Consider the following 24592-nt stretch of genomic DNA (forward strand, 5'->3'; position numbering starts at 1 on the left):
TCACGGTCCCAGCCTACGTGCCACCCCCGACAAGTTCCCGATCACGCCTGGTGACGCAGCAGGTTCGCCACCTCCGCCAGCCGCGGCAGCTGCTCGTCGAACACCTTCGGGTCCGTGCTCGCGATCCGCAGCAGCACGTGCTCCGCCCCCTCGTACCGCCGCAGTTGGGCCGCCACCTCCGCGGCCGAGCCCGTCACCTGCATCTGGATCCCCTGGACGAACGCCGCCGGGCGGCCGTAGTTCGTCAGGCAGTACTCCTCCAGCAGCTGCTGCCCCCGTGAGACGTCGTCCTCCACCAGGACCGTCGCGAACAGCGCCGGCGTGACCGGGCGTGACGCGAGCGCGCGGATCTGCGCCAGTCCGGACACGTAGTCCGCGGGGTCCGGCGGGTACGGCAGCCACCCGTCGTACAGCCGTCCGATGCGCGAAAGCGCCCCCGGTGTGTACGCCGCCAGCCACACCGGCGGCTCGCCGACACGCGTGGGCGCCGGGAAGGACGGCAGCGAGTCGTAGTGCAGCACCGACCCGTGGAAGGAATCCGAGCCGCTCCACGCCGCCCGCCACAGCCCCACGATGTCGTCCAGCCGGGCCCGGCGGCGGGCCCACGGCACTCCCACGAACGCGAACTCCGGCTCGCTCCGCCCGGCGAACCCCGCGCCGACGGCCACCGTCACCCGGCCGCCGCTCAGAAGATCCAGGGACAGCAGCTGGTTCGCCGAGAGCACCGGGTCGCGCAACGCCGGGAGCAGCGCGGCCGTCCCCAGCGTCACCCGCGAGGTCCGGGCGGCAAAAGCACCTAGAACAGTGAAAGCGTCGAGAGGCGCGCGCGCCAGGGTGTCGCCCACCCACACCGAGTCGAGGCCGAGCTCTTCGGCGGCGACGGCGGTGTCGACCAGTTCGGGCGCCGTCCGCCCGGCGTCGAGGATGGGCTGGTAGGTCGGTACGACCAGGCCGTATTTCGTCATGCCGGAAGCCTCGGGCAAAGCGGGTATGCCCTCAATTCCCCGCGGGGAATGGCGGGCCCGAGCAAGATGAACGGGTGGACTTCGGAACGGCGCTCAAGGACTGGCGCACCCGGCGGCGGCTCAGCCAGCTCGACCTGGCGCTGCGCGCGGGCACGACGCAGCGGCACGTCAGCTTCATGGAAAGCGGCCGCTCGCTGCCCGGCCGCGGCATGGTGCTGCGCGTCGCCGAGTCGCTCGAACTGCCGCTGCGCGAACGCAACGGCCTGCTCCACGCGGCCGGCTACGCGCCGACGTACCCCGAGACGCGGCTCGACGACCCGGCGATCCGGCCGGTGCTCGACGGGCTGCGGCGGCTGCTCGACGGCCACCGCCCGTACCCGGCGATCGTCGTCGACCGCTATGGCCTGCTCGTCGCGAAGAACGACGCGTTTTCCCTGCTCACCGAGGGTGCCGCACCGGAACTCCTCAAGGAACCGGTCGACACGCTGCGGCTCGCGCTGCACCCCGAAGGCATGGCACCGCGCGTGCGGAACCTCGACGACTGGGCCCGGCACATCCTCGAGCGCCTCCGCAACGACCTGGCCCGCACCCCGGACGACCGGCTGGCCGCGCAGCTCGCCGAACTCGAGTCGTACCTGCCGCCGCAACGGCCGCCGACGGACACCCACCTCGGCTTCGCCGTCCCGGTGCGACTGTCCACTTCAGTCGGTGAACTGCGGCTGATCACGGCCATCACGACGTTCGCGACCGCCGCCGACGTCACGGTGTCGGAGCTGAAGCTGGAGACGTTCCTGCCCGCGGACGCCGAAACCGCCGAACGCCTTCAGACGACCAGCGCCGTGACGTGACCGGCCAGCAGTTCCGCGCTCGCCCACAGCACCGCCGCGCACACGCTGCCCGCCGCGAACCGGCGGTACGGCATCGCCGCCGAGCCCGCGACGCGCGGCACCAGCGTCCGCAGCCCGGCCAGGCAGCGCCCGGCGATCACCGCCGGGACGCCGTAACGCGCGATCGCCGCTTCCGCGCGGTCCCAGCGCTCCTGGCCGACGCGGCGGGCGAGCCGCGACCGCCGGAGCCGCCGTCCTTCGAGGTACGCGAGCTGGTCGCCGAGGACGGCCGCGAGCACGGCGACCGGCCACGCGAGTCCTAAATGGAGCGTGCCGCGCTCGGCGAGGAAACCCATCAGCAGCAACGTCGACAACGTCGGAAGCACGATCCCGGGCAGCAACGCGGTCTCGGCCGCGATGATCAGGAAGCACACCAGGTAGACGAGCGGCGGGGGCGCGTCAAGCAGTGGCCGCAGCAGGCTGTCCATGGCCGGTCCTCCCCACCGCCACCGGCAGCGCCGCGCGGTAGACGAACGCGGGCGGCAGGTTGCCCCAGACGACCGAAGTGCGCTCCACGACGGCGAAACGGCTTCGCAGTGAAGCGGCGAAGCGACGCGCGGGTGGCGTCCAGGCCGCGTGGGCGTACGCGAAGGTCGTGAAGCGGCCGTTGGGGGCCAGCGCCGCCGTGACCGCGTCGAGGACGCGACGCTGCCGGTCCGCGGTCATGGCCGTCCACGGCAGTCCGGAGACGACGACGTCGACGTGGTCGAGAGCGAGGTGTTCCGCCGAGCCGGTGACGACGTCGACCTGCGGAAACCGCTCGCGAAGCGAGGACGCGAAACGCGGGTTGATCTCGTACGCGGTGAAGCGTGCTTCGGGGCGAAGCAGCGCGAGAACCGCTTCGGTGAACACGCCCGTGCCCGGCCCCAGCTCGACTACGCGAACCGCGCGTTCGAGGCCGAGCCCCGCCGTCATCGTCTCGGCCAGCCGCGGCGAGCTGGGCGCGATCGCGCCGGTCAGCATCGGGTGGCGGAAGAACTCCCTGGTGATCGTCATGATCCCGACGCTAGGAACGACCGGGGTGGCCGCGAATCCGTCGGACCGACCGGTTCCGTCCTCCTGCGGGAGGACCAGGTCGAGCCGCCGGGATGACGCCGTGGGCCGCGTCGCCGCGTTACGTTCGGCGCGTGGAACGGCTCGTGAGGTGGGTACGCAGGCACCGGTGGACGGTGGACCTGCCGCTGTACGCCGTGTTCATCTTCCTGGCGCCCGGCTGGACCGGCCAGGACCCGTGGGTGCTGCGCGCGATCCCGATGCTGTTCCTGCTCCCCCTGCTGGTCCGCCGCCGGTACCCGCGCACGGTCGCGGTGCTCATCCTGGCCGCCACGCTCGTCGCCTACGTGAACGGGGTCTGGGCCTACGACCGCGGCCGAGCCGAGCTGAGCATGGCCGTGGTGCTGTTCAACCTCGTCCAGCGCGGCGACCGCCGGTTCGCCGCGCTGACCGCGGCCGGGATCCTCGCGCTCGACGTGCTGTGGGGGATCGGCCGGAGCCCCGCCACGCAGAACCCGGTCCTGAACGTCATCGTCATCGTCCCCATCCACTTCGCCGCGTGGGCGCTCGGCGAGTTCTTCCACGCCAAGGCCCAGCTGACCGCGGAGGAGAACCGGCGCGCCGAAGCGCAGGCCCGGGCGGCGATCGCCGAGGAGCGCACCCGGATCGCGCGCGAGCTGCACGACGTCCTCGCGCACAGCATGAGCGTGATCGTGCTGAACGCCGAGGGCGCGAAGCTCGCGCGGCACCGCGACCCCGAAGCCGTCGACCGCACGCTCGACACGATCGGCCGCACCGGCCGGGACGCGCTCGCCGAGCTGCGGCGCCTGCTCGAAGTCCTGCACGCCGGCCAGGCGGCGCGCAGTCCCCAGCCGACCACCGCCGAGCTGCGCGGGCTCGTCGAGCAGTGCGGGCGCGCGGTCGCGCTCGAGGTCACCGGCGACGCCGGCGGCCTGCCCGCGAGCGCCGCACTGCAGGCGTACCGGATCGTCCAGGAGGCCCTGACCAACATGATCAAGCACGCCCCGGCCGACGCGACCGGCCGCGTCGAAGTCGCCTTCGAGCCCGAGCGGATCCGGATCGAGGTGACGAACACCGGTGGGCAATCCCCGCCGGCGCCGGTGTTGCCGTCGTCCGGGCGCGGGCTGGCCGGGATGCGCCAGCGCGTCGAGATGTACCACGGCGAGCTGGCGGCCGGGCCGCTGCCGGACGGCGGGTACCGGGTCCGCGCGAGCCTGGTGGTCGGGTCGTGACCACGCGGGTACTGCTCTGCGACGACCAGGAGCTGGTGCGCGTCGGGCTGCGGATGATCGTCGAGAGCCAGGACGACCTGGTCGTCGCGGCCGAGGCGGCGAACGGCGAGGAGGCCGTCGCGAAGGCGCGCGAGCTGCGGCCGGACCTGGTGCTGATGGACGTCCGGATGCCGGTGCTCGACGGCGTCGCGGCGACCGGGCGGATCTGCGCGGAGCTGCCGGACGTGCGCGTCCTGATCATCACGACGTTCGACCTCGACGAGTACGCGTACGCGGCGTTGCGCGCCGGGGCCAGCGGGTTCCTGGTGAAGGACGCGCCATCGGAGGAGATGCTCGTGGCGATCCGCGGGGTGCTGCGCGGCGACGCGATGGTCTCGCCGTCGGTCACCCGGCGGCTGCTCGACCGCTACCTCGCCGACGACCGCGACCCGGTCGACGTCGCACGGCTCGACGTGCTGACCGAACGCGAAAAGGACGTGCTGGGGCTCATCGCGCGCGGGCTGTCCAACGGCGAGATCGCGGCGAAGCTGTACATCGGCGAGACGACCGTGAAGACGCACGTCGGGCGCATCCTCGGGAAGCTGCGGCTGCGCGACCGGGTGCACGCGGTCGTCTTCGCCTACGAGTCCGGGCTGGTGCGACCAGGCTCGTGAACCTTCCCTATTATCCTCTTGATGGGGAACGATAGAGTACTTTGCCTGACGATATACAAGTCCGAAGCCGGCGCGCGCCTCCTGCGTGAGCGCTACCTCGAGGCCCTGCGGGCGTGGCCCGGCGCCCGCGAGGAGGTGCGCGTCCCGACGCCCGAAGGCGAGACGTTCGTCGTGGTCGCGGGCCCGGCCGGCGCCCCGCCGCTGGTGCTGCTGCACGGCTCCGGCAGCAACGCGGCGGAGTGGGCACCGCGGATCCCGGCGCTGACCGGGCGGTTCCGGGTGCACGCCGTCGACATCATCGGCGAGCCGGGGCTGAGCGCCGAGACGCGGCCGCCGCTCGGCAGCGACCGGTACGCGCGCTGGCTGGACGCGGTGCTCGACCACTTCGGCGTCCCGCGCGCGGCGTTCCTGACCTCGTCGTTCGGTGGCTGGGTGGCGCTCGACTACGCGACCCGGCGCCCCGAGCGCGTCGCGGCGCTGGCGCTGCGGTGCCCGATCGGGCTCGGCCCGATGAAGAAGGGATTCGTCGTCAAGGCGGTGCTGCTGTCGCTGCTCGGCGAGAAGGGACGGCGGAAGTCCGTCGCGGGCACGATCGGCGAGCCGGAGACGTCGCCGATCGTCGAGCACCAGCTGCTGGTGTCGGCGCACTACCGGTACCGCACCGGCCCGTTCCCGGTCTTCGGCGACGCCGCGCTGAGCCGGCTGACCATGCCGGTGTACGCCGTCGCGGGCGCGGACGACGCCATGGTCGACTCGGCGACGACGAAACGGCGGCTCGAAGCGGCCGGCGCCGTCGTGGACTTCATGCCGGGCACCGGGCACTACATCCCGGGCTCGCGCGACCTGGAGTTCCTGACGGACGCGGCGGCGAACGGCGATTTCACCGCTTGATGGCAGGATGAACCGTATGCGGCGTGTGCTGGGTCTCATCGGTGCGGTGTCCCTGCTGGTCGCGGGCTGCTCGGGGGCGTCGAGCGCGCCCGTCCAGAGCGTCCCGCCGGCGTCCACGCCCCCGGCGTCGACCGGGAAGTTCAAGGTCGAGACGGTGACCGCCGGGCTGCAGCACGGCTGGGACATCGGCTTCCTGCCCGACGGCGGCATCCTCGTGCCGCAGCGGCCCGGCAAGCTCGCGCTGGTCCGCCGCGGGACGGCGACCGACGTCAAGGCCGACTTCTCCGACGTCCTCGTGCAGGGCGAAGGCGGGCTGCTCGGCATGGTGATCAGCCCGGACTTCAGCACCAGCCGCGAGTTCATCACCTGCCAGGACCACCAGGAGGGCGGCAAGGCCGTCGACATCCGGCTGGTCACGTGGAAGCTGGCCGAAGACGGCGGCTCCGCTTCGAAGGTGAAGAACCTGCTGACCGGGCTGCCGGTGAACCCGAGCGGGCGGCACTCCGGCTGCCGCCCGACGTTCGCGCCGGACGGCGCGCTGCTGGTCGGCACCGGCGACACCGCGCGGTCGACGATCGCGCAGGACCGGCACTCGCTGGGCGGCAAGGTGCTGCGGCTGGACGCGAAGACCGGGAACCCGTTGCCGGACAACCCGTTCATCACCTCGGCCGACCCGCACGAGCGGCTGATCTACACCTACGGCCACCGCAACGTGCAGGGCGTCGCGATCCGGCCGGGCAGCGGCCAGGTGATCACGGCCGAGCACGGGCCGACGTTCGACGACGAGGTCAACCTGCTCAAGCCGGGCGCGAACTACGGCTGGGACCCGTCGAAGGGCGGCACGGACTCGAGCTACGACGAGAGCGTGCCGATGACGGACCTCAAGCGCTTCCCGGACGCGGTGAGTCCACTGTGGACGTCCGGCAAGATCACCGAGGCGATCAGTGGCGACGCGTTCCTGACGGGCGCGCAGTGGGGCCCGAACGACGGCGCGCTGGTCGTGGTGGCGTTGAAGGGACAGAAGCTGCTGCTGTACCACTTGGACCCGGCGGGCAAGGTCCTGGACGTCACGCTCCCGCCGGAGTTCAACGACAAGTTCGGACGCCTGCGCGCGGTCCGCAGCGGTCCGGACGGCGCCCTGTACGTGACGACTTCGGACGGAACGGACGACAAGCTGCTGAAGGTCACGCCCGCCTGATCATGAGAAACCCACGGCCGTCGAGTGCCGTGGGCACTTCCGCCGGGGTGGCGGATCGCGGAACATGGTGTGCACCAAGAGTTTTCGCCCGCCCCCGACGAGTGTTGGACGCGGTCCGAAGATAGCGTTCCCGCGGCAGCACCGCGCTGGTCCCCGATCGTCATCGCCGACCTGACGATCGGGGACCGGCCTCCAAGTGTGTCCTATTTCCCCAGGTGAGCCCCGCCGTTGACGTGCACCACCTGTCCGGTGACGTGCCCGGCGGCGGGGCTCGCCAAGAACGTCACGACAGCGGCGACATCTTCCACCGTGCCCGGTCGCTTGTTCATCGTGTTCCCGATCAGCCACTCGCGCCGGCGGTCGGAAAGCTTGCCGTGGAAGAACTCCGTCTCACCGATCAGCCCGGGCGCCACGACGTTGGCGGTGATCCCGCGCGGGCCGAACTCCTGCGCCACGCTGACGTTCCACCCCTCGACCGCGGCTTTGGCGGCCCCGTACGAGCCGGCGCCGGTGCGCGCGGCGATGGACCCGATCGTCACGATCCGCGCGTTGTCGGCGAGACGCTCGCGCAGCGCGTGCGTCACGAGGGCCGCACTGACCACATTGGACCGGAGGTTGCGTTCGAACGCGGCCGCGAAACCGGCGAGCCCGTCGCCATCTGCGTCGAGGAAGTCGGTGTTGCCGCCGGCGTTGTTGACGAGGACGTCGACGCGCTCCGGCAACTCCCCGAGTGCGGACTCGACGCCGGCGGGATCGGCGGCGTCGAAAACGACGGGCCGCGCACCCAGAAGCGCGGCGGCTTCGGAGAGGACCTGCTCGCGGCGCCCGGTGATGGTGACCCGATCGCCGGCTTCGGCGAAAGCCGCCGCGACGGCGTACCCGATGCCGGTGCCGCCGCCCGTGACCACTACTTCCCTGCTGTTCCCCATGGCTTCGACCTTAGTGCCTAGGATCGGGCCATGACCAAGATCGACCCGGCCACGTCCGCGCTCGTGCTCGTCGACCTGCAGGCGCGGATCGTCGCGCTGCCGACCACGCCCCACTCCGGCGAGGACGTCGTCGCGAACGCGCTGCGACTGCGGACGGCGTTCCGCGAGGCCGGGGCGCCGGTGGTGATCGTCAAGGTGTCGCGGCCGGACAACCCGCCGGGCAACGAGCTGGTGTTCGACGCGCAGGACGACAAGATCGTCACGAAGTACGCGATCGGCGGCTTCGCGAACACCGACCTCGACGAATTCCTCCGCGGCAAGGGCGTCCGGACGGTGTACTTCGGCGGGATCGCGACGGAGTTCGGCGTGGAGTCGACGCTGCGCGCGGCGTCCGACCACGGCTACGACACGGTGGCGGTGTCCGACGCGATGACGGCGCTGTCCGACATCTCGCACGAGAACGCGATCACGAAGATCTTCCCGCGCTTGGGTGCGGTGCTGACGACGGACGAGGTCCTGGCGTGATCGACAAGGTGGCGTGGATCGAAGTCTCGGACGGCCGGGTCCTGGCGGCGCGCTCCCGGGGCAAGGACAAGTTCTACCTGCCGGGCGGCAAACGCGAGCCGGGCGAGACGGACGCCGAGACGCTGGTGCGCGAGATCCGCGAAGAGCTGGACGTGGAGATCACGCCGTCGACGATCGCGCCGGCGGGCGAGTTCGAGGGCCAGGCGCACGGTCGCGCGTCGGGAACGCTGGTCCGCACGACTGCTTACACGGCGGAGTACCGCGGGACGTTGCGCGCGAGCAGCGAGATCGAGGAGATCGCGTGGCTCGGTTACGAGGACCGGCCGCGGGTATCGCTGGTGGCGCAGCTGATCTTCGACCACCTCCACGAGGCCGGCGCGCTGCGGTGATCGACAAGATCGCGTGGCTGCACCTGGCCGACGGCCGAATCCTGAGCACGCGCTCGCGCGGCAAGGAGGTGTACTACCTCCCGGGCGGCAAACGCGAGCCGGGCGAGACGGACGCCGAGACGCTGGTGCGCGAGATCCGCGAGGAACTCGACGTGACGATCAAGGAGGAGTCGATCGCGCCGGCGGGGGTGTTCGAGGCGGAGGCGCACGGCCACGCGTGCACGCTCGTCCGGATGACCTGCTACACGGCGGAGTACGCCGGAACGTTGGCCGCCAGCAGCGAGATCGAAGAAGTCGTTTGGCTGACGTACGCGGACCGGGATCGGGTGTCGGCGGTGGACAAGATCATCTTCGACCACCTCCACGAGACCGGCCGGCTCAAGTAGCGAGGAACCCAGCGACGTCCGCACTGAACCGGCGCAGCTCTTCGCCCGGCGTGACGAAGGTCCGGACGGTGCAGGACCACGGACGCGCCCCGCCGCCGGCCGGTTCGAGGCCGTGCAACGTCCACGCCAGCTCCACGGACCGGCCACCGTGCGTCGCGTGGAGTTCGAGGTCGCCGCGGAACGACTTCCACACCCGCTCGCCCGGCCAGCCGCGGAAGTCGCTTTCGAGGCCGGCGGCGAAAGTTTCGAGGCCGTCGCCGTGGAGGGTCTCGACGCTGACCGCGGTGCTCATGCCGCCGCCTTCCGCCCGGGCCGCGAAATACACGACGTCGCCGTCCAAACGGCCGAGGTCCGCGAGGGTCACCAGTACGCCCGGTCCCCCGCAGGAAACGCTCACCCCAGCCGGAGCTTCGGCTTGTGCTCCAAGTGCGACAACCCGTTCCAAGCCAGATTCACCAGGTGAGCCGCGACTTCGTCCCGCTTCGGCTTCCGCGCGTCCAGCCACCACTGCCCGGTCAACGCGACCATCCCCACCAACGCCTGCGCGTACAACGCCGCCAGCTTCTCGTCATACCCGCGCGCCGCGAACTGCTGAGCCAGGATGTGCTCCACCTGGCTCGCGATGTCGTTCAGCACCGTCGAGAACGTCCCCGTCGAACTCGCCACCGGCGAATCCCGCACCAGGATCCGGAACCCGTCGTGGGAATCCTCGACGTACGACAGCAACGCCGTCGCCGCCTGTTCGAGCATCACGCGGGGGTGGCCGCCGTGCAGGGTCGAGACCATGCGGTCCAGCAACAGCTGCGTTTCGCGGTCGACGACCACTGCGTAGATGCCCTCTTTGCCGCCGAAGTGTTCGTACACCACGGGTTTCGACACGTTGGCGCGGTGCGCGATCTCCTCGATCGACGTGCCGTCGAAACCCTTCTCGGCGAACAACGCCCGCGCCACGTTCAACAACTGCTGACGCCGCTCGCTGCCGGTCATCCGGACGCGCGTCACCGGGGCGACCGGACGCGCCCCGGTGACCTGCTGTTCCCGCTTAGAACGTCGTCTCCCCGCCATCGGGGCAGCCTACAGTGAGACTTATTCAGCCGTCGGCCGCCGCACGACGTTTGCCCTGACCACAGGCTGTGCGCGTGGGCGGCGGCGGCCTAACCAGAATAAGCCTCAGACTAGCCCTTTTCCGTCGCGATACGGGCCAACCGCTGCGGAGTCGGCCAACGCACGTCGTGCACCCAGCCGAACTTTTCGAAGATCCAGATCAGCCGCGCGGAGATGTCGATCTGGCCGCGCTTCACGCCGTGACGCGCGGACGTCGGGTCCGCGTGGTGCAGGTTGTGCCACGACTCACCGAACGAAAAGATCGCCAGGGGCCAGAAGTTCGCCGACTTGTCGCGCGCCGCGAAGGGGCGCTCGCCGATCATGTGGCAGATCGAGTTGACCGACCACGTCACGTGGTGCAGCACGCAGATGCGCACCAGCCCGGCCCAGAAGAACGCGGTGACCGCGCCCCACAGCGACCACGAGATCAGCCCGCCCAGCAGCGCCGGCAGCAGCAGGCTGACCAGCGACCAGAGCCAGAACAGGTCGTCGACCTTCTTGATCGCCGGGTCCTTGACCAGGTCCGGCGCGAAGCGCTCGGCGTTGGTCTGGTCGCGCTCGAACAGCCAGCCCATGTGGGCGTGCCAGAAGCCCTTCGCGATGGCCCACGGCGAGGTGCCGAACGCCCACGGCGAGTGCGGGTCGCCGTCGCGGTCGGAGAACGCGTGGTGGCGGCGGTGGTCGGCGACCCAGGTGATCACCGGGCCCTGCAGGGCGATGCTGCCCGCGATGGCCATGAGCACGCGCAGCCACGGCTTGGCCTTGAACGAGCCGTGCGTGAAGTAGCGGTGGTACGACACGGTGATGCCGAGCCCGCTGATCGCGTAGAAGACGACGAAGATGGCGACGTCGACCCAGCTCAGTCCCCAGCCCCAGGCGAAGGGCACCGCGACCAGCAGTGCCACCAGCGGCGCGATCACGCCGAAGTAGACCGACAGTTGCACGCCGATGCCGCGCGTGCCTTCGGTGACGGGTTTGGGCCCCTTGGGGGCCGAAGGCTCCCCGGTGGGCTGAGAACGGTCGAGCGTGGCCGTCATACGCTTCACTTCTCCCTACGCGGGCTACCCTAAGACGTAGGGTGCCCTAACCTACGATGCCGTAAGTTACGGTACAGGAGGTTTCGGCGGCTGGGGAGAGCCTGAACCTCACACCGATCCTTCGTAGGGGGATACCCGGCGGACAGCCGCGTAACGCATCCCCCGCGCGGACGACACCCGATCGTCGCTATCCTGACCAGGTTCGATCCGCCGTAGTGTAATCGGCAGCACTTCAGATTTTGGTTCTGACAGTTCAGGTTCGAATCCTGGCGGCGGAGCAGCAGAAGGACCCGAACCCACGAGACCGGGAGGTTGGCGCTGACCGACGAGGCGACCGACCCCGGTGCGGCCAGGCGTCCCGCGCTGGCCGAGATGTCCGACGCCTGGCTCGTCGGGCGCGCGCGGGAGCTCATCGCCGCGGTCCAGCGGCAGGAGTACACCCAGCAGCTGCAGATCGTCGAACTGATGGACGAGCTGCTCGACGAGACCCAGCGCCGCGGCGAGCCGACGATGGTCGCGCAGCTGCTGCGCGCGTCCGCGATCGCCCGGCTGATCACCAGGGGCTTGGCGGCCGAGGCCGAACCGCGGCTCGACGAGATGCTCGCGCACACCCGACGGCACGGCCTCGCCCTGCTGCGGGCCGACGCGCACGCGCTGCGCGGCCGCCGGCTGGTCATCGCCTCGCAGGAGGACCCCGCGCTCACCGAGATCGCCCGCGCGCTGGCCATCCTCGACGACTCCGCGATCCCGAACCGGCAGGTCGGCATCCGCCAGTGGAACCGGATGCTGTGGTCGGCGCTGAACGACTGCTGGATCGTGCTGAACCAGCTCGGCGTGTACGAAGCCGCCGAGGAGGTCATCGGCCGCGCCGCCAGCGCGATCCGCGAGAGCGCGAGCCCGCACGAGATCACGCTGCAGCTGATGAACCGCGTCAAGATGCTGCTGGGCTGGGGCCTGCGGCTCGAGCGCATCGACGAGTACGACGAGAGCGCCGAGAAGTTCCGCACCGCCGCCTCCATGGCGCTGGCCGCCGAGGGTCCCTTCACCGAGTCGCTGTTCCCGCGCCGCGCGAACGTCCCGGCCGCCGACCAGGTCGGCGTCCTCGCCGCGGCGCAGGCGCTGCACAGCCCGAGCCCCGACCAGATCGACCGGCTCCGGGAGCTGCACGAAGGCACCGGCTACCCGGGTGAACGCGAGATCGTCGCCATCGCGCTGGCCCGCTGCCTGGACAAGGCGGGCCGCCGCGAAGACGCCCTCGACGTGCTGCGGCACGCCCGCGAGTCGCTGACCGACGACACCTCGCAGCCGTCGATGCGGCTCAACATCGCGCGTGAGCTGGCCCGGCTCGACACCAGCCCGGACTACGCGTCCGGCGCCAGCGAGTCGCTCATCGACTACGCGAGGCGCCTCGAGAACGAGATGTGGAGCCTGCGCGAGTCGCAGATCGCCACGCTGAACGCCCGCCGCGAGCACGAACGGCTTTCCGCCGAGCACGGCGCGATCACCCAGCAGGCGCTGCAGGACCCGCTCACCGGCCTGCCGAACCGGCGCGCGCTGGACGAGAAGCTGCGCCAGCTGGCGTCGTCGGCGGACGCGCAGCCCCTCGCGGTCGCGCTGGTCGACCTCGACGGCTTCAAGGGCGTCAACGACAAGCAGTCCCACGCCGAGGGCGACAACGTCCTGCGCGTCGTCGCGAGCACGCTGCGCGACGCGCTGCGCGGTGACGACCTCGTGGCGCGCTACGGCGGCGACGAGTTCATCGTCCTGCTGCCGGGCACGCCGGCGTCCGCGGCGAAGATGGCGCTCGGCCGCGCGGTCAAGTCCGTCGCGAACCTGCCGCACCACCTCTCGCACGGCGTCACGCTGTCCATCGGGCTCGTCTCGCTGCGGCCGCAGGAGCGCGGCGAGCAGGTGCTGGCACGCGCGGACGCGGCCATGTACCAGGCGAAACGCGGCGGCGGCAACCAGGTGGCGTCGGCCAACTCGATGGCCGCCGACCCGGCCGCCGCGTGGGCCGGCGAGGCCCCACCGACCGACCCCGCGTGGGACGCCGAAGACCACAGTTAGGATCGGTGCCCGACAGAAGCCATTTTTTGGTAACCGTTGGGAGCGCCGTTGACCGGCCCGCTGAGCACGTTGATCCTCGCCGCGGGTGAGGGCACCCGCATGCGATCCGCGACCCCGAAGGTGCTGCACCCGATCGCCGGGCGGCCCCTCGTGGAGCACGCCGTCCGGGCCGCCGCCGGCCTGGGTCCCGAGCACCTCGTGGTCGTCACCGGCCACGGCCGCGAAGCGGTCGGAGAGCACCTCGCGCGGGTCGGGGACGCCCTCGGGCGCGCGGTCGGCACCGCCGTGCAGGAAGAGCAGAAGGGCACCGGCCACGCCGTGTCCTGCGCGCTGGCGACCCTGCCCGCCGACCTCACCGGTACGGTGATCGTCAGCTACGGCGACGTCCCGCTGCTCGACACGGCGACCCTGCGCGCGCTGCTCGACGAGCACACCGAGGCGAAGAACGCGGTCACCGTGCTCACCGCCGTCGTCGCCGACCCGAGCGGCTACGGCCGCATCGTGCGCGACGGCACCGGCAAGGTCACCGGGATCGTCGAGCACAAGGACGCCACCCCGGAGCAGGCGGAGATCACCGAGATCAACTCGGGCGTCTACGCCTTCGACGCCGCTGTCCTGCGCGACGGCCTTTCGCGCCTCTCGACCGACAACGCGCAGGGCGAGCTCTACCTCACCGACGTCCTGGGCATCGCGAACGGCGACGGCCTGCACGTCGGCGCGCTCGTCGTCGACGACCCGTGGCTGACCGAGGGCGTCAACGACCGCGTCCAGCTGTCGGTGCTCGGCGCCGAGCTCAACCGCCGGATCGTGCAGCGCTGGCAGCGCGAGGGCGTCACGGTCGTCGACCCGGCCACGACCTGGATCGACGCGGGCGTGACGCTGTCGCGCGACGTCGTCATCGAGCCCGGCGTGCAGCTCAAGGGCACGACGTCGGTCGGCGAAGGCACGACGGTCGGGCCGGACAGCACCCTGACGAACATGACCATCGGCGCCCGCGCCTCCGTGGTGCGCGTCCACGGCTCCGACTCGGAGCTGGGCGACGGCGTCAACGTCGGCCCGTTCACCTACCTGCGGCCCGGCACGAAGCTGGGTGAGAAGGGCAAGCTCGGCGCGTTCGTCGAGACGAAGTCCGCCGACATCGGCGCCGGCACGAAGGTGCCGCACCTGACCTACGTCGGTGACGCCACGATCGGCGAGCACAGCAACATCGGCTGCTCCAGCGTGTTCGTGAACTACGACGGGGTGAACAAGCACCGGACCGTTATCGGGTCGTATGTCCGGATGGGGGCGGACAACACGTTCGTCGCTCCGGTGCAGGTCGGTGACGGCGCTTACAGTGGAGCGGGTGCCGTGATCCGCGAGGACGTCCCGCCGGGCACACTCGCGGTGTCGGCACCGCCGCAGCGCAACATCGAAGGCTGGGCGATCCGGCGCAGGCCGGGTACGCCCGCGGCGGAAGCGGCCCAGGCCGCGCTCGACGCCGAGTCAGCAGCAGGAACCGACGGGGAGTCGCCAGCATGAGTCCGAAGTCAGGTACGCCGAAGAAGAACTTGATGCTCTTCTCCGGACGGGCGCACCAGGAGCTCGCCGAAGAGGTCGCCAAGCACCTCAACGTGACGATCACCCCGCAGACGGCGCACACGTTCGCCAACGGCGAGCTGTTCGTCCGCTTCGAGGAGTCCGTGCGCGGCACCGACGCCTTCGTCATCCAGGCGCACACCACGCCCATCAACGAGTACGTGATGGAGCAGCTGATCATGGTGGACGCGCTCAAGCGGGCGAGCGCGAAGCGGATCACCGTGGTGATGCCGTTCTACCCGTACGCGCGCCAGGACAAGAAGCACAAGGGCCGCGAGCCGATCTCGGCGCGGCTGATCGCGGACCTGTTCAAGACCGCGGGCGCCGACCGGATCATGACCGTCGACCTGCACACCGCGCAGATCCAGGGCTTCTTCGACGGCCCGGTCGACCACCTGATGGCGCAGACCGTGCTGGCCGACCACATCAAGAAGACCTACGGCGACGCCGACATCACCGTCGTCTCGCCGGACTCGGGCCGCGTGCGGCTGGCCGAGAAGTGGGCGCAGACGCTGGGCGACCGGCCGATCGCGTTCATCCACAAGACGCGCGACCCGGACAAGCCGAACCAGGCCGTCGCCAACCGCGTGGTCGGCAAGGTCGAGGGCAAGCTCTGCGTGCTGATCGACGACATGATCGACACCGGCGGCACGATCGTGAAGGCCACCGAGGCCCTGATCGACGAGGGCGCGGCCGACGTCGTCATCGCGACGACCCACGGCATCCTGTCCGACCCTGCGACCGAGCGGCTTTCGCAGTGCAAGGCGCGCGAGGTCATCGTGACGAACTCGCTGCCGATCCCGGAGGAGAAGCGCTTCGAGGGGCTGACGGTCCTGTCGATCGCGCCGATGCTGGCCGAAGCCATCCAGCAGGTCTTCGAAGACGGCTCGGTGACGTCCCTCTTCGACGGCAACGCCTGATCCGTCCGCCGGGCGCGAACTCCGCGCCCGGCGGCGGTTCCCGGCGCTAGCGTCGCCGGCATGGGGAACTTCAAGTTCGGCGTCAGCTTCCGCGAGATCGGCAGCCGGGACGCCTGGATCGCCAAGTGCCGGCGGGCCGAAGAGCTCGGCTACGACGTCATCACCGTGCCCGACCACCTCGGCACCGGCCGGTTCGCGCCGTTCCCGGTGCTGGCCATGGCGGCCGCCGTCACCGAACGGCCGCGGCTGGGCACCCTCGTGTCCAATGTGCCCTTCTACAACCTCGCGCTCTTCGCACGCGAAGCGTCCTCGACGGCCGCGCTGCTCGACGGCCGCCTCGACCTCGGCCTCGGCGCCGGGCACATGAAAGCCGAGTTCGACGCCGCCGGGCTGCCGTGGCACAAGGCGTCCGAACGCATCGCCTACCTCGAAGAGAGCCTCGGCCACCTGCGGAAACACTTCGAGGACGAGGGCATCGACCACCCGCGGCTGCTCATCGCGGGCAACAGCGACGGCGTCCTGGAGCTGGCCGCCGAGCACGCGGACGTCGTCGGGTTCGCCGGGCTCCGGCAGCAGCCCGGGAAGCCGCCGGGCACCTTCAAGCTCGACAACGCCGAGGCGATGGACGAACGGGTGCGGTTCTTCCGGTCCAAGACCGGCCGCGAGGTCGAGTACAACATGCTGGTCCAGCACGTCGAGGTCACCGACGACCGAGACCGAGCCGCCGCGGCGTGGCACGAGCTGACCGAGCGCAGCGCCGTCGCCGACGCCCGGGAGCTCCTCGACGCGCCCCAGCTCCTGCTGGGCACGGTCGAGGAGATCGCCGGGCAGCTCGAACAGCGGCGCGAGCGCTACGGCTTCTCGTACATCACGGTCTTCGAGCCGAACCTCGAGACGTTCGCGCCCGTGCTGAAAGAGCTTCAGTGTTCAACCGAGGCTTCGCCTCGGGCCGGGGGCTCCGCCACCCGGACCCCCGAAAGCCGTCAGTAAGCGACGGTGAAGCGCGCGCGGCGGTGCTTCGGCTGCTCGATCTCGTCGACGTACGCGATCGCGAAGTCGTCGCCGCCGATGTGCGACTTGCCGTTCTCGTCGGTCACCAGGACGTCGCCGCCGAGGCGGAACTCGCCCTTGCGCTCGCCGGGGGTCCAGGCGCCGAACTCGGCGGCGGGGCTGACGTAGAACCAGTCGAGGTCCTCGGGCTGCTCGCGCAGCAGGCCGAGCACCTCGGCGTGGCTGCCGGCCTCGTCCTTGTACTCGTCCGGGAACTCCGGGGTGTCGAACAGCCGCGGGCCGCCCTCGGCGACCAGCAGGCTCGCCGCGCCACCCACGAACGACAGCCGGACGCCGTTCTCGCGCGCGATCCGGGCCAGCGACGGCACGGCGTCGATCAGCTTCTTGCCGTCGATCGCACGCGCCGGGGTGGCGACCACGAAGACGTCGGCGTCCTTCGCGAGCCCCGCCACGAACTCCTCGTCGTGCAGCGAACCCTGCCGCTCGTCGACGCCTTCGGGCGCCGAACCCGGGTTGCGCGCGACGCCGACCACCTCGTGCCCGCGGCGCACCGCCTCGGCGCCGATCTTGCCCCCGGCGTACCCGGTCCCCCCGAAAACCACCAGCTTGGCCATGTCTTTTCTCCGTTCGGTTCGGCTGTACGCAGCCGATGGTAGGAACGGAAGATCGCCTACTTCAACGGGAGCAACGCACCCCCGGGTAGGTGTCCAGCTCAGCCGCCCAGGCCGGCGAACTCCGCCGCGACCTGCTGCTTCACGGCGTTGACGTCGAGGGCCGCGCGGACCTCCGCGGTCGCGTTCGGCTTGGACAGGACCTGGTAGCTCGCCGTGCGGTTCGGCAGCTTGAACTTGACCGTGCAGGACATCTTGACCGTGGCGTACGGCTCGGCGTCGGCCGCCGCCGTGCAGGTCTGCGCACCGAGCGAGTCGGCGCTCACCTCGACCGAGAGGTTGATGTGCACGACGCTCTTGCCGCCCCCGGACGGCGAGCCGACCACGCTGTTGGAGACGTCGACGGTCGTTGTGCACGAGCCGACGAAGTCCTTGCAGTCGAGGTTGTCGTTCGTGACGACGGCACTGGCCTGGACCAGGCCTTCGAACGGCTGGCCCAGCCCGCCGACGGTGTTGTCGAGGTCGGTGTGGAACGCCTTGAGCGCGTCGCCGGCGAGCGGGTCGACGCGGAACTCGGCGCCGAACTTCGGCCCGGCCTGCGGGTCGAGCAGCGCCGGGGCGAAGCTGACGACCCGGTTCGGCTTGGCCGTCGTGACGCGCAGGACGCTGGGCGCGGCGCCGAGCTGGTAGACCTCGGTGCCGTCCGGGAGCTTCGCCTTGACCGGGTCGCTCAGCCGGTCGAGGCCGGCCAACGCCTTGCGCAGGCCGTCGGCCAGCGCCCGCGGGGCGAACCGCGCGGCGGGGTCGAGGGGCAGCTCGGAGCCGAGCGAACGCACCCAGCTCGTGCCGAACTGCGTGCCCTCGTCGATGGCGTGCGCCTTCCAGTAGTCGGCGTCGGCCTGCAGGTAGAACTGGCCCGCGGCGGCGGTCACCTGGACGACGCGGCCCTCCAGCGGCAGCCCGCCGAGGGCGGTGCCGCCGCGGGTGACCCGGAACTGCTGGTCCGCGCCGTTGACCGCCGACTTCAGGGCGAGCGCGGGCGCCTGCCCCAGGGCGGTGAGGGCGGCTTCGACCGCGGTGCGCTGCTCGGCGCGCCGGTCGGCCGTCTGCTGCCCGGCGGCGGAGACGCCGGCGGTGCCGGGGACCGCCACCTGGCAGCCGGCCAGCAGTCCGCCCAGCAGCAGCACCGCCGCCGCCGTCGTGGCCCGTCGAGCCCGCATCTTCCGCCCCCTGCTCTCCCGCTGTACCCGAGGACACCTCGGCCGGTGAAGTCCCGCCACCGGATTTGTGTCGTCACGCACCGGGGTTCAGGAGGGTTCTAGCCTGGGCCGGGCCCCCGCCGCAACCCACCGTGATGAGGTTGGTTTACACTCTTGAGGTTGTCTCGGCGAGGCGGGGCCCGTCATGGGTGCCCGGCGTGATCGACGCGGCGGCTCGAGTAGCCCCGGCTGTCGTGCACGCCTGAAACTCGCCGCCGCAACCGCCTGAACAGAACAACGCAAGCATCCCCGCCGCAGCATGCTGTCTCCCGCACCATGTTCGTGATTTGAAGGAGTGCCACACCGTGTCCGAGGTACGTCTGTCCGTCGAGCCGCGCACCGAGTTCGGCAAGGGCGCCGCGCGTCGCACGCGTCGCGCCGGCAAGATCCCCGCCGTGCTGTACGGCCACGGCTCGGACCCGCGGCACTTCGCGCTGCCGGCGATCGAGTTCGCCCGCGTCGTCCGCGAGAACGGCTCCAACGCCGTCATCACCCTCGCCATCGAGGGCTCCGACGAGCTCGCGCTGACGAAGACGATCGTCGTGCACCCGCTGAAGAACTACATCGAGCACGTCGACCTGCTGGTCGTGAAGCGCGGCGAGAAGATCGTCGTCGACGTCCCGGTCGTCGTCTCCGGCACCCCCGGCCCCGGCGGCCTGGTCAACCAGGACGTCGACACCCTGCAGGTCGAGGTCGAGGCGCTGCACATCCCGGAGCAGTTCGAGGTCTCCATCGAGGGCCTCGAGATCGGCAGCCAGGTCCTGGCCGGCCAGGTCGAGCTGCCCCAGGGCGCCACCCTGGTCACCGACCCGGAGGCGCTGGTCGTCGCCGTCAACGAGCCGCAGCGTGAAGAGGCCGACGACGAAGACGCCGCTACCGAAGCGGGCGACGAGTCGGCCGAAGCCGCCGAATAACATTTCCGCATGACCGAAGACCTGCCTGGGGCCGGCGAGCTGATCCTGCTCGCCGGCCTCGGCAATCCCGGACCCCAGTACGCCGGAAACCGGCACAACGTCGGTTTCATGGTGCTGGACGAGCTCGCCACCCGCATCGGGGGCAAGTTCAAGACGCACAAGAGCGGCGGCGAGGTGCTCGAAGGGCGCCTGGGCGGCCGCCGCGTGGTGCTGGTGAAGCCGCGGTCGTACATGAACCTCTCCGGCGGCCCGGTGGTCGGCGCGGCGCGGTTCTACAAGGTGCCGCCGACCGGGATCGTCGTGGTGCACGACGAGCTGGACGTCGACTTCGGCGCCCTGAAGCTGAAGTTCGGCGGCGGCGACAACGGCCACAACGGCCTCCGCTCGATCACGAAGTCGCTCGGCACCCGCGACTACTACCGGGTCCGGTTCGGCATCGGCCGCCCGCCCGGCCGCCAGGACCCGGCCGACTTCGTCCTGAAGGACTTCTCGACGGTCGAGCGCAAGGAGCTCCCGTTCGAGGTGGACCGCTGCGCGGACGCGACCGAGGCGCTGGTCGGCACCGGTCTCGCGGCCGCGCAGAACGCCTTCCATGCGGGCTGACATCGGTGGCAAGGTAATCCCATGACCCCTGACGAAGTCCGGGCGATCGCGTTCGGCAAACCCCGCTTCGGCCGGCGCGGCTACAACGAGGACGAGGTCGACGCGTTCCTCGACCTGATCGCCGAGGCGCTGTCCGGCCGCAACATCCTGACGGCCGACGACATCCACTACGTCGAGTTCACGATCATGCCGGTCGGCATGCGCGCGTACGACCAGGCCCAAGTCGACCTGTTCCTCGACGAGGCCGAGGCGGCGCTGGTGGCGCTGCGCAACCCGCGTCCGGCGGTCGAGGAGGCGCGCCCGCAGGGTCCGCGGAAGTGGTTCGGCCGCTCGTGACGGTGTGAGTCCGGCCACACAGCGCTGCGTAACCCCGGCTCACTCACAGGCGGACGGCGACCGCCCGTCGGGGTGAGCTTCGGGGTCCGACCCTTCCGGGGGAGCCCGTCCGCGGGTTAGGACGGTGTACGGCAGTTCGCACCGCCCAACCCCGGAATCGGAGAGTTGCATGTCGTTCACCGCCGAAGACCTCGCCGAGGTCACCTTCGGTAACGCCCCGATCGGCCGTCGTGGCTACGCCAAGCACGAGGTCGACGAGTTCGTCCGGCGCATCGCCAAGACGTTCGCCGAGGAGGACGACCTGACCGCCGCCGAAGTGCACCACGTGGTGTTCGCGAAGCCGCTGATCGGCAAGCGCGGCTACGACGAACGCGAGGTCGACGAGTTCCTCGACACCGTGGAAGACCAGCTCGCGGCGCGCACGGGCCACGCCCCGGACCTCCCCGGCGCCCGCACGTCCGACGAAGCCACGGCCGAGCGCGCCACCCCGCCGACCCTCCGGGCGGAGCGCCTCCAGCAACGCTGACCACTCCCGGCGGCGGGTCGTCACGGCCCGCCGCCGGGAGTGCGTCAGGCGTCGGCGTTCTTCTTGATCTTGTCGGCGAACTGCTGGGCCGTCGCCGCGCGCTTGACCTTGCCCGACGGCGTCTTGGGCAGGCTCCCCGCCGGCAGCACGACCACCGCGTACGGCCGCATGTCGACGGCGTCGCGCACCCGCGCCGAGACCTGCTTCATCAGGTTCTTCTCGGCCTCGGCGTCCCCCGCCAGCTTCGACTCGACGACCACCGCGAACCGCTCGCGGCGGCTGCCGGCGTCCAGCCGCACGGCCACGGCGTTGCCCGCCCGGACGCCCTCGACCGACGTCGCCGCGCGCTCGATGTCCGTCGGGTACAGGTTGCGGCCGCCCATGATGATGACGTCCTTGCGGCGGCCGCAGATGACGATCTGGCCGTCGACCAGGTAGCCGAGGTCGCCGGTGTTCAGCCAGCCCTCGTCGTCCTGCGTGGCGACCGGGCCCTCCATGGTCAGGTACCCGGGCGTCACGGCCTCGCCGCGCAGCCGGATCTCGCCGACCTGGCGGTCACCGACCCGCTCGCCCGCCTCGTTGACGATCTCCGCTTCCAGGCCGTCCAGCGGACGGCCGAGGAGCGCGAACGAGCGGACGCTGTCGGTGCCGCGCCGGGCGTCCCCTTCGGGCACGGGCACCGCGCGGTTGTCGGCCTCCAGCGCGTCGGCTTCGACGACGTCGAGCGTGAGCCCGGTGAACAGCGGCGCGAACGACACGGCGAGCGTCGCCTCCGCCATGCCGTAGGCCGGGAAAACGCATTCCGCGGGCATCTTGAACCGCGCGCCGGCGTCCACAAAGGTCTGGACGGCGGTCTCGTCGATGGGCTCGGCGCCGTTCAGGGCGATGCGCAGCTTCGAGAGGTCGTAGGCGCTGTCGTCGTCGACGCGGGCCATCCGGCGCCCGACGATGGCGTAGGCGAAGTTCGGCGCGGCCGTCGTCGTGCCGCCGTACTTGGTGATCAGCTCCGGCCAGATCAACGGCCCGGAGAGGAACTCGACGGGCGTGATCTTGACGAGCTCGACGCCGAAGGTCATCGGGACGGTCAGGAAGCCGACCATGCCCATGTCGTGGAAGGTCGGCAGCCAGGAGACCATGACGTCGACGTCGAAGTCGAACTCCGCGCGGTCGACCATGGCTTTGACGTTGGAGTACAGGTTCCCGTAGGTGATCCGCACGGCCTTGGGGTCGGCGGTCGACCCGCTGGTCAGCTGCAGGAGCGCGGTCTCGCTCTCATCGGTGACGACGACGTCCGCCAGCGGCTCGGCCTTCGTGAGGTCCGTGATGAGCTTGAACCCGATGCCCTTTTCTTCGAGCACGGGAGCGAGCTGGTCGAACGGCTCGCCGAGCAGCACGAGGTCCGACCCGATCATCCCGAGGACGCGCACGGTGTCCTCGGCCCATTCGGCGAGATCGGTGCGCGGGGTGGGCTGGTGCAGCATGGTGACGCTGCCCCCGGCCAGCCAGACGGCCTGCACGGTGGGAGCGATCAACACGGGCGCGGCGGCGAGCACGCCGACCGCGGTGCCCCGCTCGAACCCACCGGCGACGAGCCCCCCGGCGATCCGCCGGGCTTCTTCGTGCACCTCGGCCCACGTCCGCCGGACGGGTTCCTTGGGTTCCCCGGTGACCATGCCACGCTGCTGACCCCGCCCCGCCGCGGTGGCGACGAGCGTGTCCACGAACCTGCTCATGGGGCAGACATTACTGGCAGGCGTTGACCATCGCGTGTCAGCAGGTCGACATGTGTCACTCCAGCAGCTCGGACGTCTCCAGCCAGCGGCCTTCGACGTCCTCGATCTCGCCCTGGACGCCCTTCAGCTCCGCGTTCAGCTCCATCAGCTTCGCCGGATCCGTCGCCGCCTCCAGCAGCGACGCGTGGAGCTTCTCCTCCTTCGCGTGCAGCTGGTCCAGCTTGCGCTCCAGCCGGCTCAGCTCCTTCTGCGCCGCGCGCAGATCCGCCGCCGACTTCTTCGCCTCGGCCTTCTCCGCGGACGGCGCCGGGCCCGCGGCCGGCTGGGCGGCCGCGCGGCGGTTCAGGTACTCCTCGATCCCGCCCGGCAAGTGGGTGATCCGGCCGTCGCCGAACAGGGCGACGATCGTGTCGCACACCCTTTCCACCAGGTAGCGGTCGTGCGAGACCACGACCATCGTGCCCGGCCAGCCGTCGAGGAGGTCCTCCAGCTGCTGGAGCGTGTCGATGTCCAGGTCGTTCGTCGGCTCGTCGAGCAGCAGGACGTTCGGCTCGGCCATCAGCAGCCGGCACAGCTGCAGCCGGCGGCGCTCGCCGCCGGACAGGTCGCCGACCGGGGTCCACTGGCGGGCCTGCGGGAAGCCGAGCTTCTCGCCCAGCTGCGACGCCGTCATCTCCTGCTTGCCGAACACCACGCGCCCGGCCACCTGCTCGATCGCCTGCAGCACGCGCAGGTCGCCCGGCAGGTCGTCGAGCTCCTGGCGCAGGTGCGCGAGCGCCACCGTCTTGCCTTCGATCCGGCGGCCGGTCGAGCCCTCGACGTCGCCGCCGAGCAGCTTCAGCAGCGACGTCTTGCCCGAGCCGTTCACCCCGACCAGGCCGATCCGGTCGCCCGGGCCGATCCGCCAGGTGACGTGGTCGAGCAGCGTCCGCTCGCCCACCTGGTACGTCGTGTCCTCCAGCTCCAGCACGGTCTTGCCGAGCCGGCGCTTCGCGAACGCCTGCAGCTCGACGGAGTCACGCGGCGGCGGCACGTCGGCGATCAGCGCTTCGGCCGCCTCGATGCGGTAGCGCGGCTTAGACGAGCGCGCCTGCGGGCCGCGGCGCAGCCACGCCAGCTCCTTGCGGGCCAGGTTCTGCCGCTTCTCCTCGGCCGTCGCGGCCAGTCGCGCCCGCTCGGCGCGCGCGAAGATCCAGTCCGCGTAACCGCCTTCGTACTGCTCGACGCGGCCGTTCGCGACCTCCCACGTCAGCGTCGCGACCGTGTCGAGGAACCACCGGTCGTGCGTGACGACCACGACGGCGATCCGGCGCGCGAGCAGGTGGTCGGCGAGCCAGCGGACACCTTCGACGTCCAGGTGGTTGGTCGGCTCGTCCAGCACGACCAGGTCGAGCTCGCCGGTCAGCGCGGCGGCCAGGGACACCCGGCGCCGCTCGCCGCCGGAGAGGTTCGCGGTCGGCGTACCCAGCCCGATCGCGGTGATCCCGAGTCCGTCCACAATGGACCGGACGCGGGCGTCGGCCGCCCACTCGTGCTCGGCGCCGTAGCGTTCCAGGACGACGTCGCCGACCGTGCTGTCCGCCGGCAGCTCGGTGCGCTGGGTGACGACGGCCATCCGCAGGCCGCCGACATGGCTCACCCGCCCGGAATCCGGCTCGGCGAGTCCGGAAAGGACTTCCAGCAGGGTGGTCTTGCCGCCACCGTTGAGGCCGACGACGCCGATGCGCTGCCCGGCCGCGACACCCAGCGACACGCCGTCCAGGAGCGGGCGAACCCCGTAGGACTTGCTCACCGCCTCCAGGTTGACCAGGTTGGCCATCCGCT

At 71.0% G+C, this 24592-nt stretch carries 27 protein-coding genes and 1 tRNA gene; 17 read left to right on the forward strand and 11 right to left on the reverse strand.

The genetic code is table 11. From position 1 onward, the window contains the following. Positions 1-41 precede the first annotated feature (41 nt). Positions 42-965 (reverse strand): LLM class flavin-dependent oxidoreductase, encoded by a 924-nt coding sequence (locus ACIRSS_RS15345; protein ID WP_400895004.1) that lies wholly within the window; start codon positions 963-965, stop codon positions 42-44. Between the two features lie 74 nt (positions 966-1039). On the opposite strand from ACIRSS_RS15345, the gene ACIRSS_RS15350 reads away from it, so the two are divergent. Next, positions 1040-1813 (forward strand): helix-turn-helix domain-containing protein, encoded by a 774-nt coding sequence (locus ACIRSS_RS15350; protein ID WP_400895007.1) that lies wholly within the window; start codon positions 1040-1042, stop codon positions 1811-1813. On the opposite strand, the gene ACIRSS_RS15355 is transcribed toward ACIRSS_RS15350, so the two are convergent. Beyond that, positions 1789-2280, reverse strand: coding sequence for a DedA family protein (locus tag ACIRSS_RS15355; protein WP_400895009.1), 492 nt, complete (start codon positions 2278-2280; stop codon positions 1789-1791). The genes ACIRSS_RS15350 and ACIRSS_RS15355 overlap by 25 nt on opposite strands. Further along, positions 2252-2848: a class I SAM-dependent methyltransferase gene (locus ACIRSS_RS15360; protein ID WP_400895011.1), complete on the reverse strand. Its 597-nt coding sequence runs from the start codon at positions 2846-2848 to the stop codon at positions 2252-2254. The genes ACIRSS_RS15355 and ACIRSS_RS15360 overlap by 29 nt, the downstream gene beginning before the upstream one ends. Before the next feature lie 131 nt (positions 2849-2979). On the opposite strand from ACIRSS_RS15360, the gene ACIRSS_RS15365 reads away from it, so the two are divergent. From ACIRSS_RS15365 to ACIRSS_RS15380, 4 genes are read left to right on the forward strand one after another with little or no spacing between them, the layout of a single operon-like run. Continuing rightward, a complete protein-coding gene (locus ACIRSS_RS15365; RefSeq protein ID WP_400895014.1) occupies positions 2980-4098 on the forward strand; it encodes a sensor histidine kinase in 1119 nt (372 codons plus the stop codon). Then, positions 4095-4751, forward strand: coding sequence for a response regulator (locus tag ACIRSS_RS15370; RefSeq protein ID WP_400895017.1), 657 nt, complete (start codon positions 4095-4097; stop codon positions 4749-4751). Before ACIRSS_RS15365 ends, ACIRSS_RS15370 begins: the two co-directional genes overlap by 4 nt. 21 nt (positions 4752-4772) lie before the next feature. Next, positions 4773-5642 carry an alpha/beta fold hydrolase gene (locus ACIRSS_RS15375; RefSeq protein ID WP_400895019.1) on the forward strand — a complete coding sequence of 290 codons (870 nt, stop codon included), beginning with the start codon at positions 4773-4775 and terminating at the stop codon, positions 5640-5642. Between the two features lie 16 nt (positions 5643-5658). Continuing rightward, positions 5659-6840, forward strand: coding sequence for a PQQ-dependent sugar dehydrogenase (locus ACIRSS_RS15380; RefSeq protein WP_400895022.1), 1182 nt, complete (start codon positions 5659-5661; stop codon positions 6838-6840). Positions 6841-7043: 203 nt separating this feature from the next. On the opposite strand, the gene ACIRSS_RS15385 is transcribed toward ACIRSS_RS15380, so the two are convergent. Continuing rightward, positions 7044-7769: an SDR family NAD(P)-dependent oxidoreductase gene (locus tag ACIRSS_RS15385; RefSeq protein ID WP_400895025.1), complete on the reverse strand. Its 726-nt coding sequence runs from the start codon at positions 7767-7769 to the stop codon at positions 7044-7046. Between the two features lie 30 nt (positions 7770-7799). On the opposite strand from ACIRSS_RS15385, the gene ACIRSS_RS15390 reads away from it, so the two are divergent. Genes ACIRSS_RS15390 through ACIRSS_RS15400 form a run of 3 tightly spaced genes read left to right on the forward strand, consistent with a single transcriptional unit; the run spans position 7800 to position 9069 of the window. Next, positions 7800-8294, forward strand: a complete 495-nt coding sequence (locus ACIRSS_RS15390) for an isochorismatase family protein (RefSeq protein WP_400895027.1) — start codon at positions 7800-7802, stop codon at positions 8292-8294. Continuing rightward, entirely contained in the window at positions 8291-8683 is a 393-nt protein-coding gene (locus tag ACIRSS_RS15395; RefSeq protein WP_400895030.1) for an NUDIX domain-containing protein, read from the forward strand. The genes ACIRSS_RS15390 and ACIRSS_RS15395 overlap by 4 nt, the downstream gene beginning before the upstream one ends. Further along, a complete protein-coding gene (locus ACIRSS_RS15400) occupies positions 8680-9069 on the forward strand; it encodes an NUDIX domain-containing protein (protein ID WP_400895032.1) in 390 nt (129 codons plus the stop codon). The genes ACIRSS_RS15395 and ACIRSS_RS15400 overlap by 4 nt, the downstream gene beginning before the upstream one ends. Here the strand turns inward: ACIRSS_RS15400 and ACIRSS_RS15405 are convergent. The 3 genes from ACIRSS_RS15405 to ACIRSS_RS15415 form a co-directional block, all read right to left on the reverse strand. Beyond that, positions 9062-9433 carry a DUF6228 family protein gene (locus ACIRSS_RS15405; protein ID WP_400895034.1) on the reverse strand — a complete coding sequence of 124 codons (372 nt, stop codon included), beginning with the start codon at positions 9431-9433 and terminating at the stop codon, positions 9062-9064. The two genes, ACIRSS_RS15400 and ACIRSS_RS15405, sit on opposite strands and share 8 nt — an antisense overlap. Before the next feature lie 29 nt (positions 9434-9462). Further along, positions 9463-10056 carry a TetR/AcrR family transcriptional regulator gene (locus ACIRSS_RS15410; protein WP_286003625.1) on the reverse strand — a complete coding sequence of 198 codons (594 nt, stop codon included), beginning with the start codon at positions 10054-10056 and terminating at the stop codon, positions 9463-9465. Positions 10057-10244: 188 nt separating this feature from the next. Continuing rightward, the gene (locus tag ACIRSS_RS15415) at positions 10245-11210 is read right to left on the reverse strand and encodes an acyl-CoA desaturase (protein WP_400895036.1); all 966 of its coding nucleotides are present in this window, start codon (positions 11208-11210) and stop codon (positions 10245-10247) included. A 206-nt stretch (positions 11211-11416) separates the two neighbouring features. Between ACIRSS_RS15415 and ACIRSS_RS15420 the strand changes: the two genes are divergently transcribed. The 5 genes from ACIRSS_RS15420 to ACIRSS_RS15440 all read left to right on the forward strand — a co-directional run bounded on the left by ACIRSS_RS15420 (position 11417) and on the right by ACIRSS_RS15440 (position 16765). Next, a tRNA-Gln gene (locus ACIRSS_RS15420) sits at positions 11417-11488 on the forward strand. Between the two features lie 34 nt (positions 11489-11522). After that, entirely contained in the window at positions 11523-13277 is a 1755-nt protein-coding gene (locus ACIRSS_RS15425; protein ID WP_400895038.1) for a diguanylate cyclase domain-containing protein, read from the forward strand. A 48-nt stretch (positions 13278-13325) separates the two neighbouring features. Continuing rightward, entirely contained in the window at positions 13326-14798 is a 1473-nt protein-coding gene (glmU, locus tag ACIRSS_RS15430; protein ID WP_400895040.1) for a bifunctional UDP-N-acetylglucosamine diphosphorylase/glucosamine-1-phosphate N-acetyltransferase GlmU, read from the forward strand. Then, on the forward strand, positions 14795-15775 hold the full coding sequence (locus tag ACIRSS_RS15435) for a ribose-phosphate diphosphokinase (RefSeq protein WP_364451495.1): 981 nt from the start codon (positions 14795-14797) through the stop codon (positions 15773-15775). Before glmU ends, ACIRSS_RS15435 begins: the two co-directional genes overlap by 4 nt. Positions 15776-15835: 60 nt before the next feature. Next, complete coding sequence (locus ACIRSS_RS15440) at positions 15836-16765, forward strand: TIGR03621 family F420-dependent LLM class oxidoreductase (protein ID WP_400895042.1); 930 nt, start codon at positions 15836-15838, stop codon at positions 16763-16765. Here ACIRSS_RS15440 and ACIRSS_RS15445 read toward each other — a convergent pair. Then, positions 16759-17400 (reverse strand): NAD(P)-dependent oxidoreductase, encoded by a 642-nt coding sequence (locus tag ACIRSS_RS15445; RefSeq protein WP_400895044.1) that lies wholly within the window; start codon positions 17398-17400, stop codon positions 16759-16761. The genes ACIRSS_RS15440 and ACIRSS_RS15445 overlap by 7 nt on opposite strands. Positions 17401-17498: 98 nt before the next feature. Further along, on the reverse strand, positions 17499-18617 hold the full coding sequence (locus ACIRSS_RS15450; RefSeq protein WP_400895046.1) for a hypothetical protein: 1119 nt from the start codon (positions 18615-18617) through the stop codon (positions 17499-17501). 344 nt (positions 18618-18961) lie between these two features. On the opposite strand from ACIRSS_RS15450, the gene ACIRSS_RS15455 reads away from it, so the two are divergent. The 4 genes from ACIRSS_RS15455 to ACIRSS_RS15470 all read left to right on the forward strand — a co-directional run bounded on the left by ACIRSS_RS15455 (position 18962) and on the right by ACIRSS_RS15470 (position 21035). Next, a complete protein-coding gene (locus tag ACIRSS_RS15455) occupies positions 18962-19570 on the forward strand; it encodes a 50S ribosomal protein L25/general stress protein Ctc (protein WP_400895049.1) in 609 nt (202 codons plus the stop codon). A 9-nt stretch (positions 19571-19579) separates the two neighbouring features. Next, positions 19580-20173 (forward strand): aminoacyl-tRNA hydrolase, encoded by a 594-nt coding sequence (gene pth, locus ACIRSS_RS15460; RefSeq protein WP_400895052.1) that lies wholly within the window; start codon positions 19580-19582, stop codon positions 20171-20173. Positions 20174-20194: 21 nt separating this feature from the next. Next, positions 20195-20509, forward strand: a complete 315-nt coding sequence (locus tag ACIRSS_RS15465) for a DivIVA domain-containing protein (protein WP_400895054.1) — start codon at positions 20195-20197, stop codon at positions 20507-20509. 169 nt (positions 20510-20678) lie between these two features. Next, a complete protein-coding gene (locus tag ACIRSS_RS15470; protein ID WP_400895057.1) occupies positions 20679-21035 on the forward strand; it encodes a DivIVA domain-containing protein in 357 nt (118 codons plus the stop codon). 44 nt (positions 21036-21079) lie between these two features. Here the strand turns inward: ACIRSS_RS15470 and ACIRSS_RS15475 are convergent, their stop codons facing one another. After that, positions 21080-22768: a fatty acyl-AMP ligase gene (locus tag ACIRSS_RS15475; protein WP_400895059.1), complete on the reverse strand. Its 1689-nt coding sequence runs from the start codon at positions 22766-22768 to the stop codon at positions 21080-21082. Between the two features lie 55 nt (positions 22769-22823). Further along, positions 22824-24587: an ABC-F family ATP-binding cassette domain-containing protein gene (locus ACIRSS_RS15480; RefSeq protein WP_400895060.1), complete on the reverse strand. Its 1764-nt coding sequence runs from the start codon at positions 24585-24587 to the stop codon at positions 22824-22826. Between the last annotated feature and the right edge of the window lie 5 nt (positions 24588-24592).

Origin of the sequence: Amycolatopsis sp. NPDC101161, from assembly GCF_044768185.1 — a bacterium.
GTDB lineage: Bacteria > Actinomycetota > Actinomycetes > Mycobacteriales > Pseudonocardiaceae > Amycolatopsis.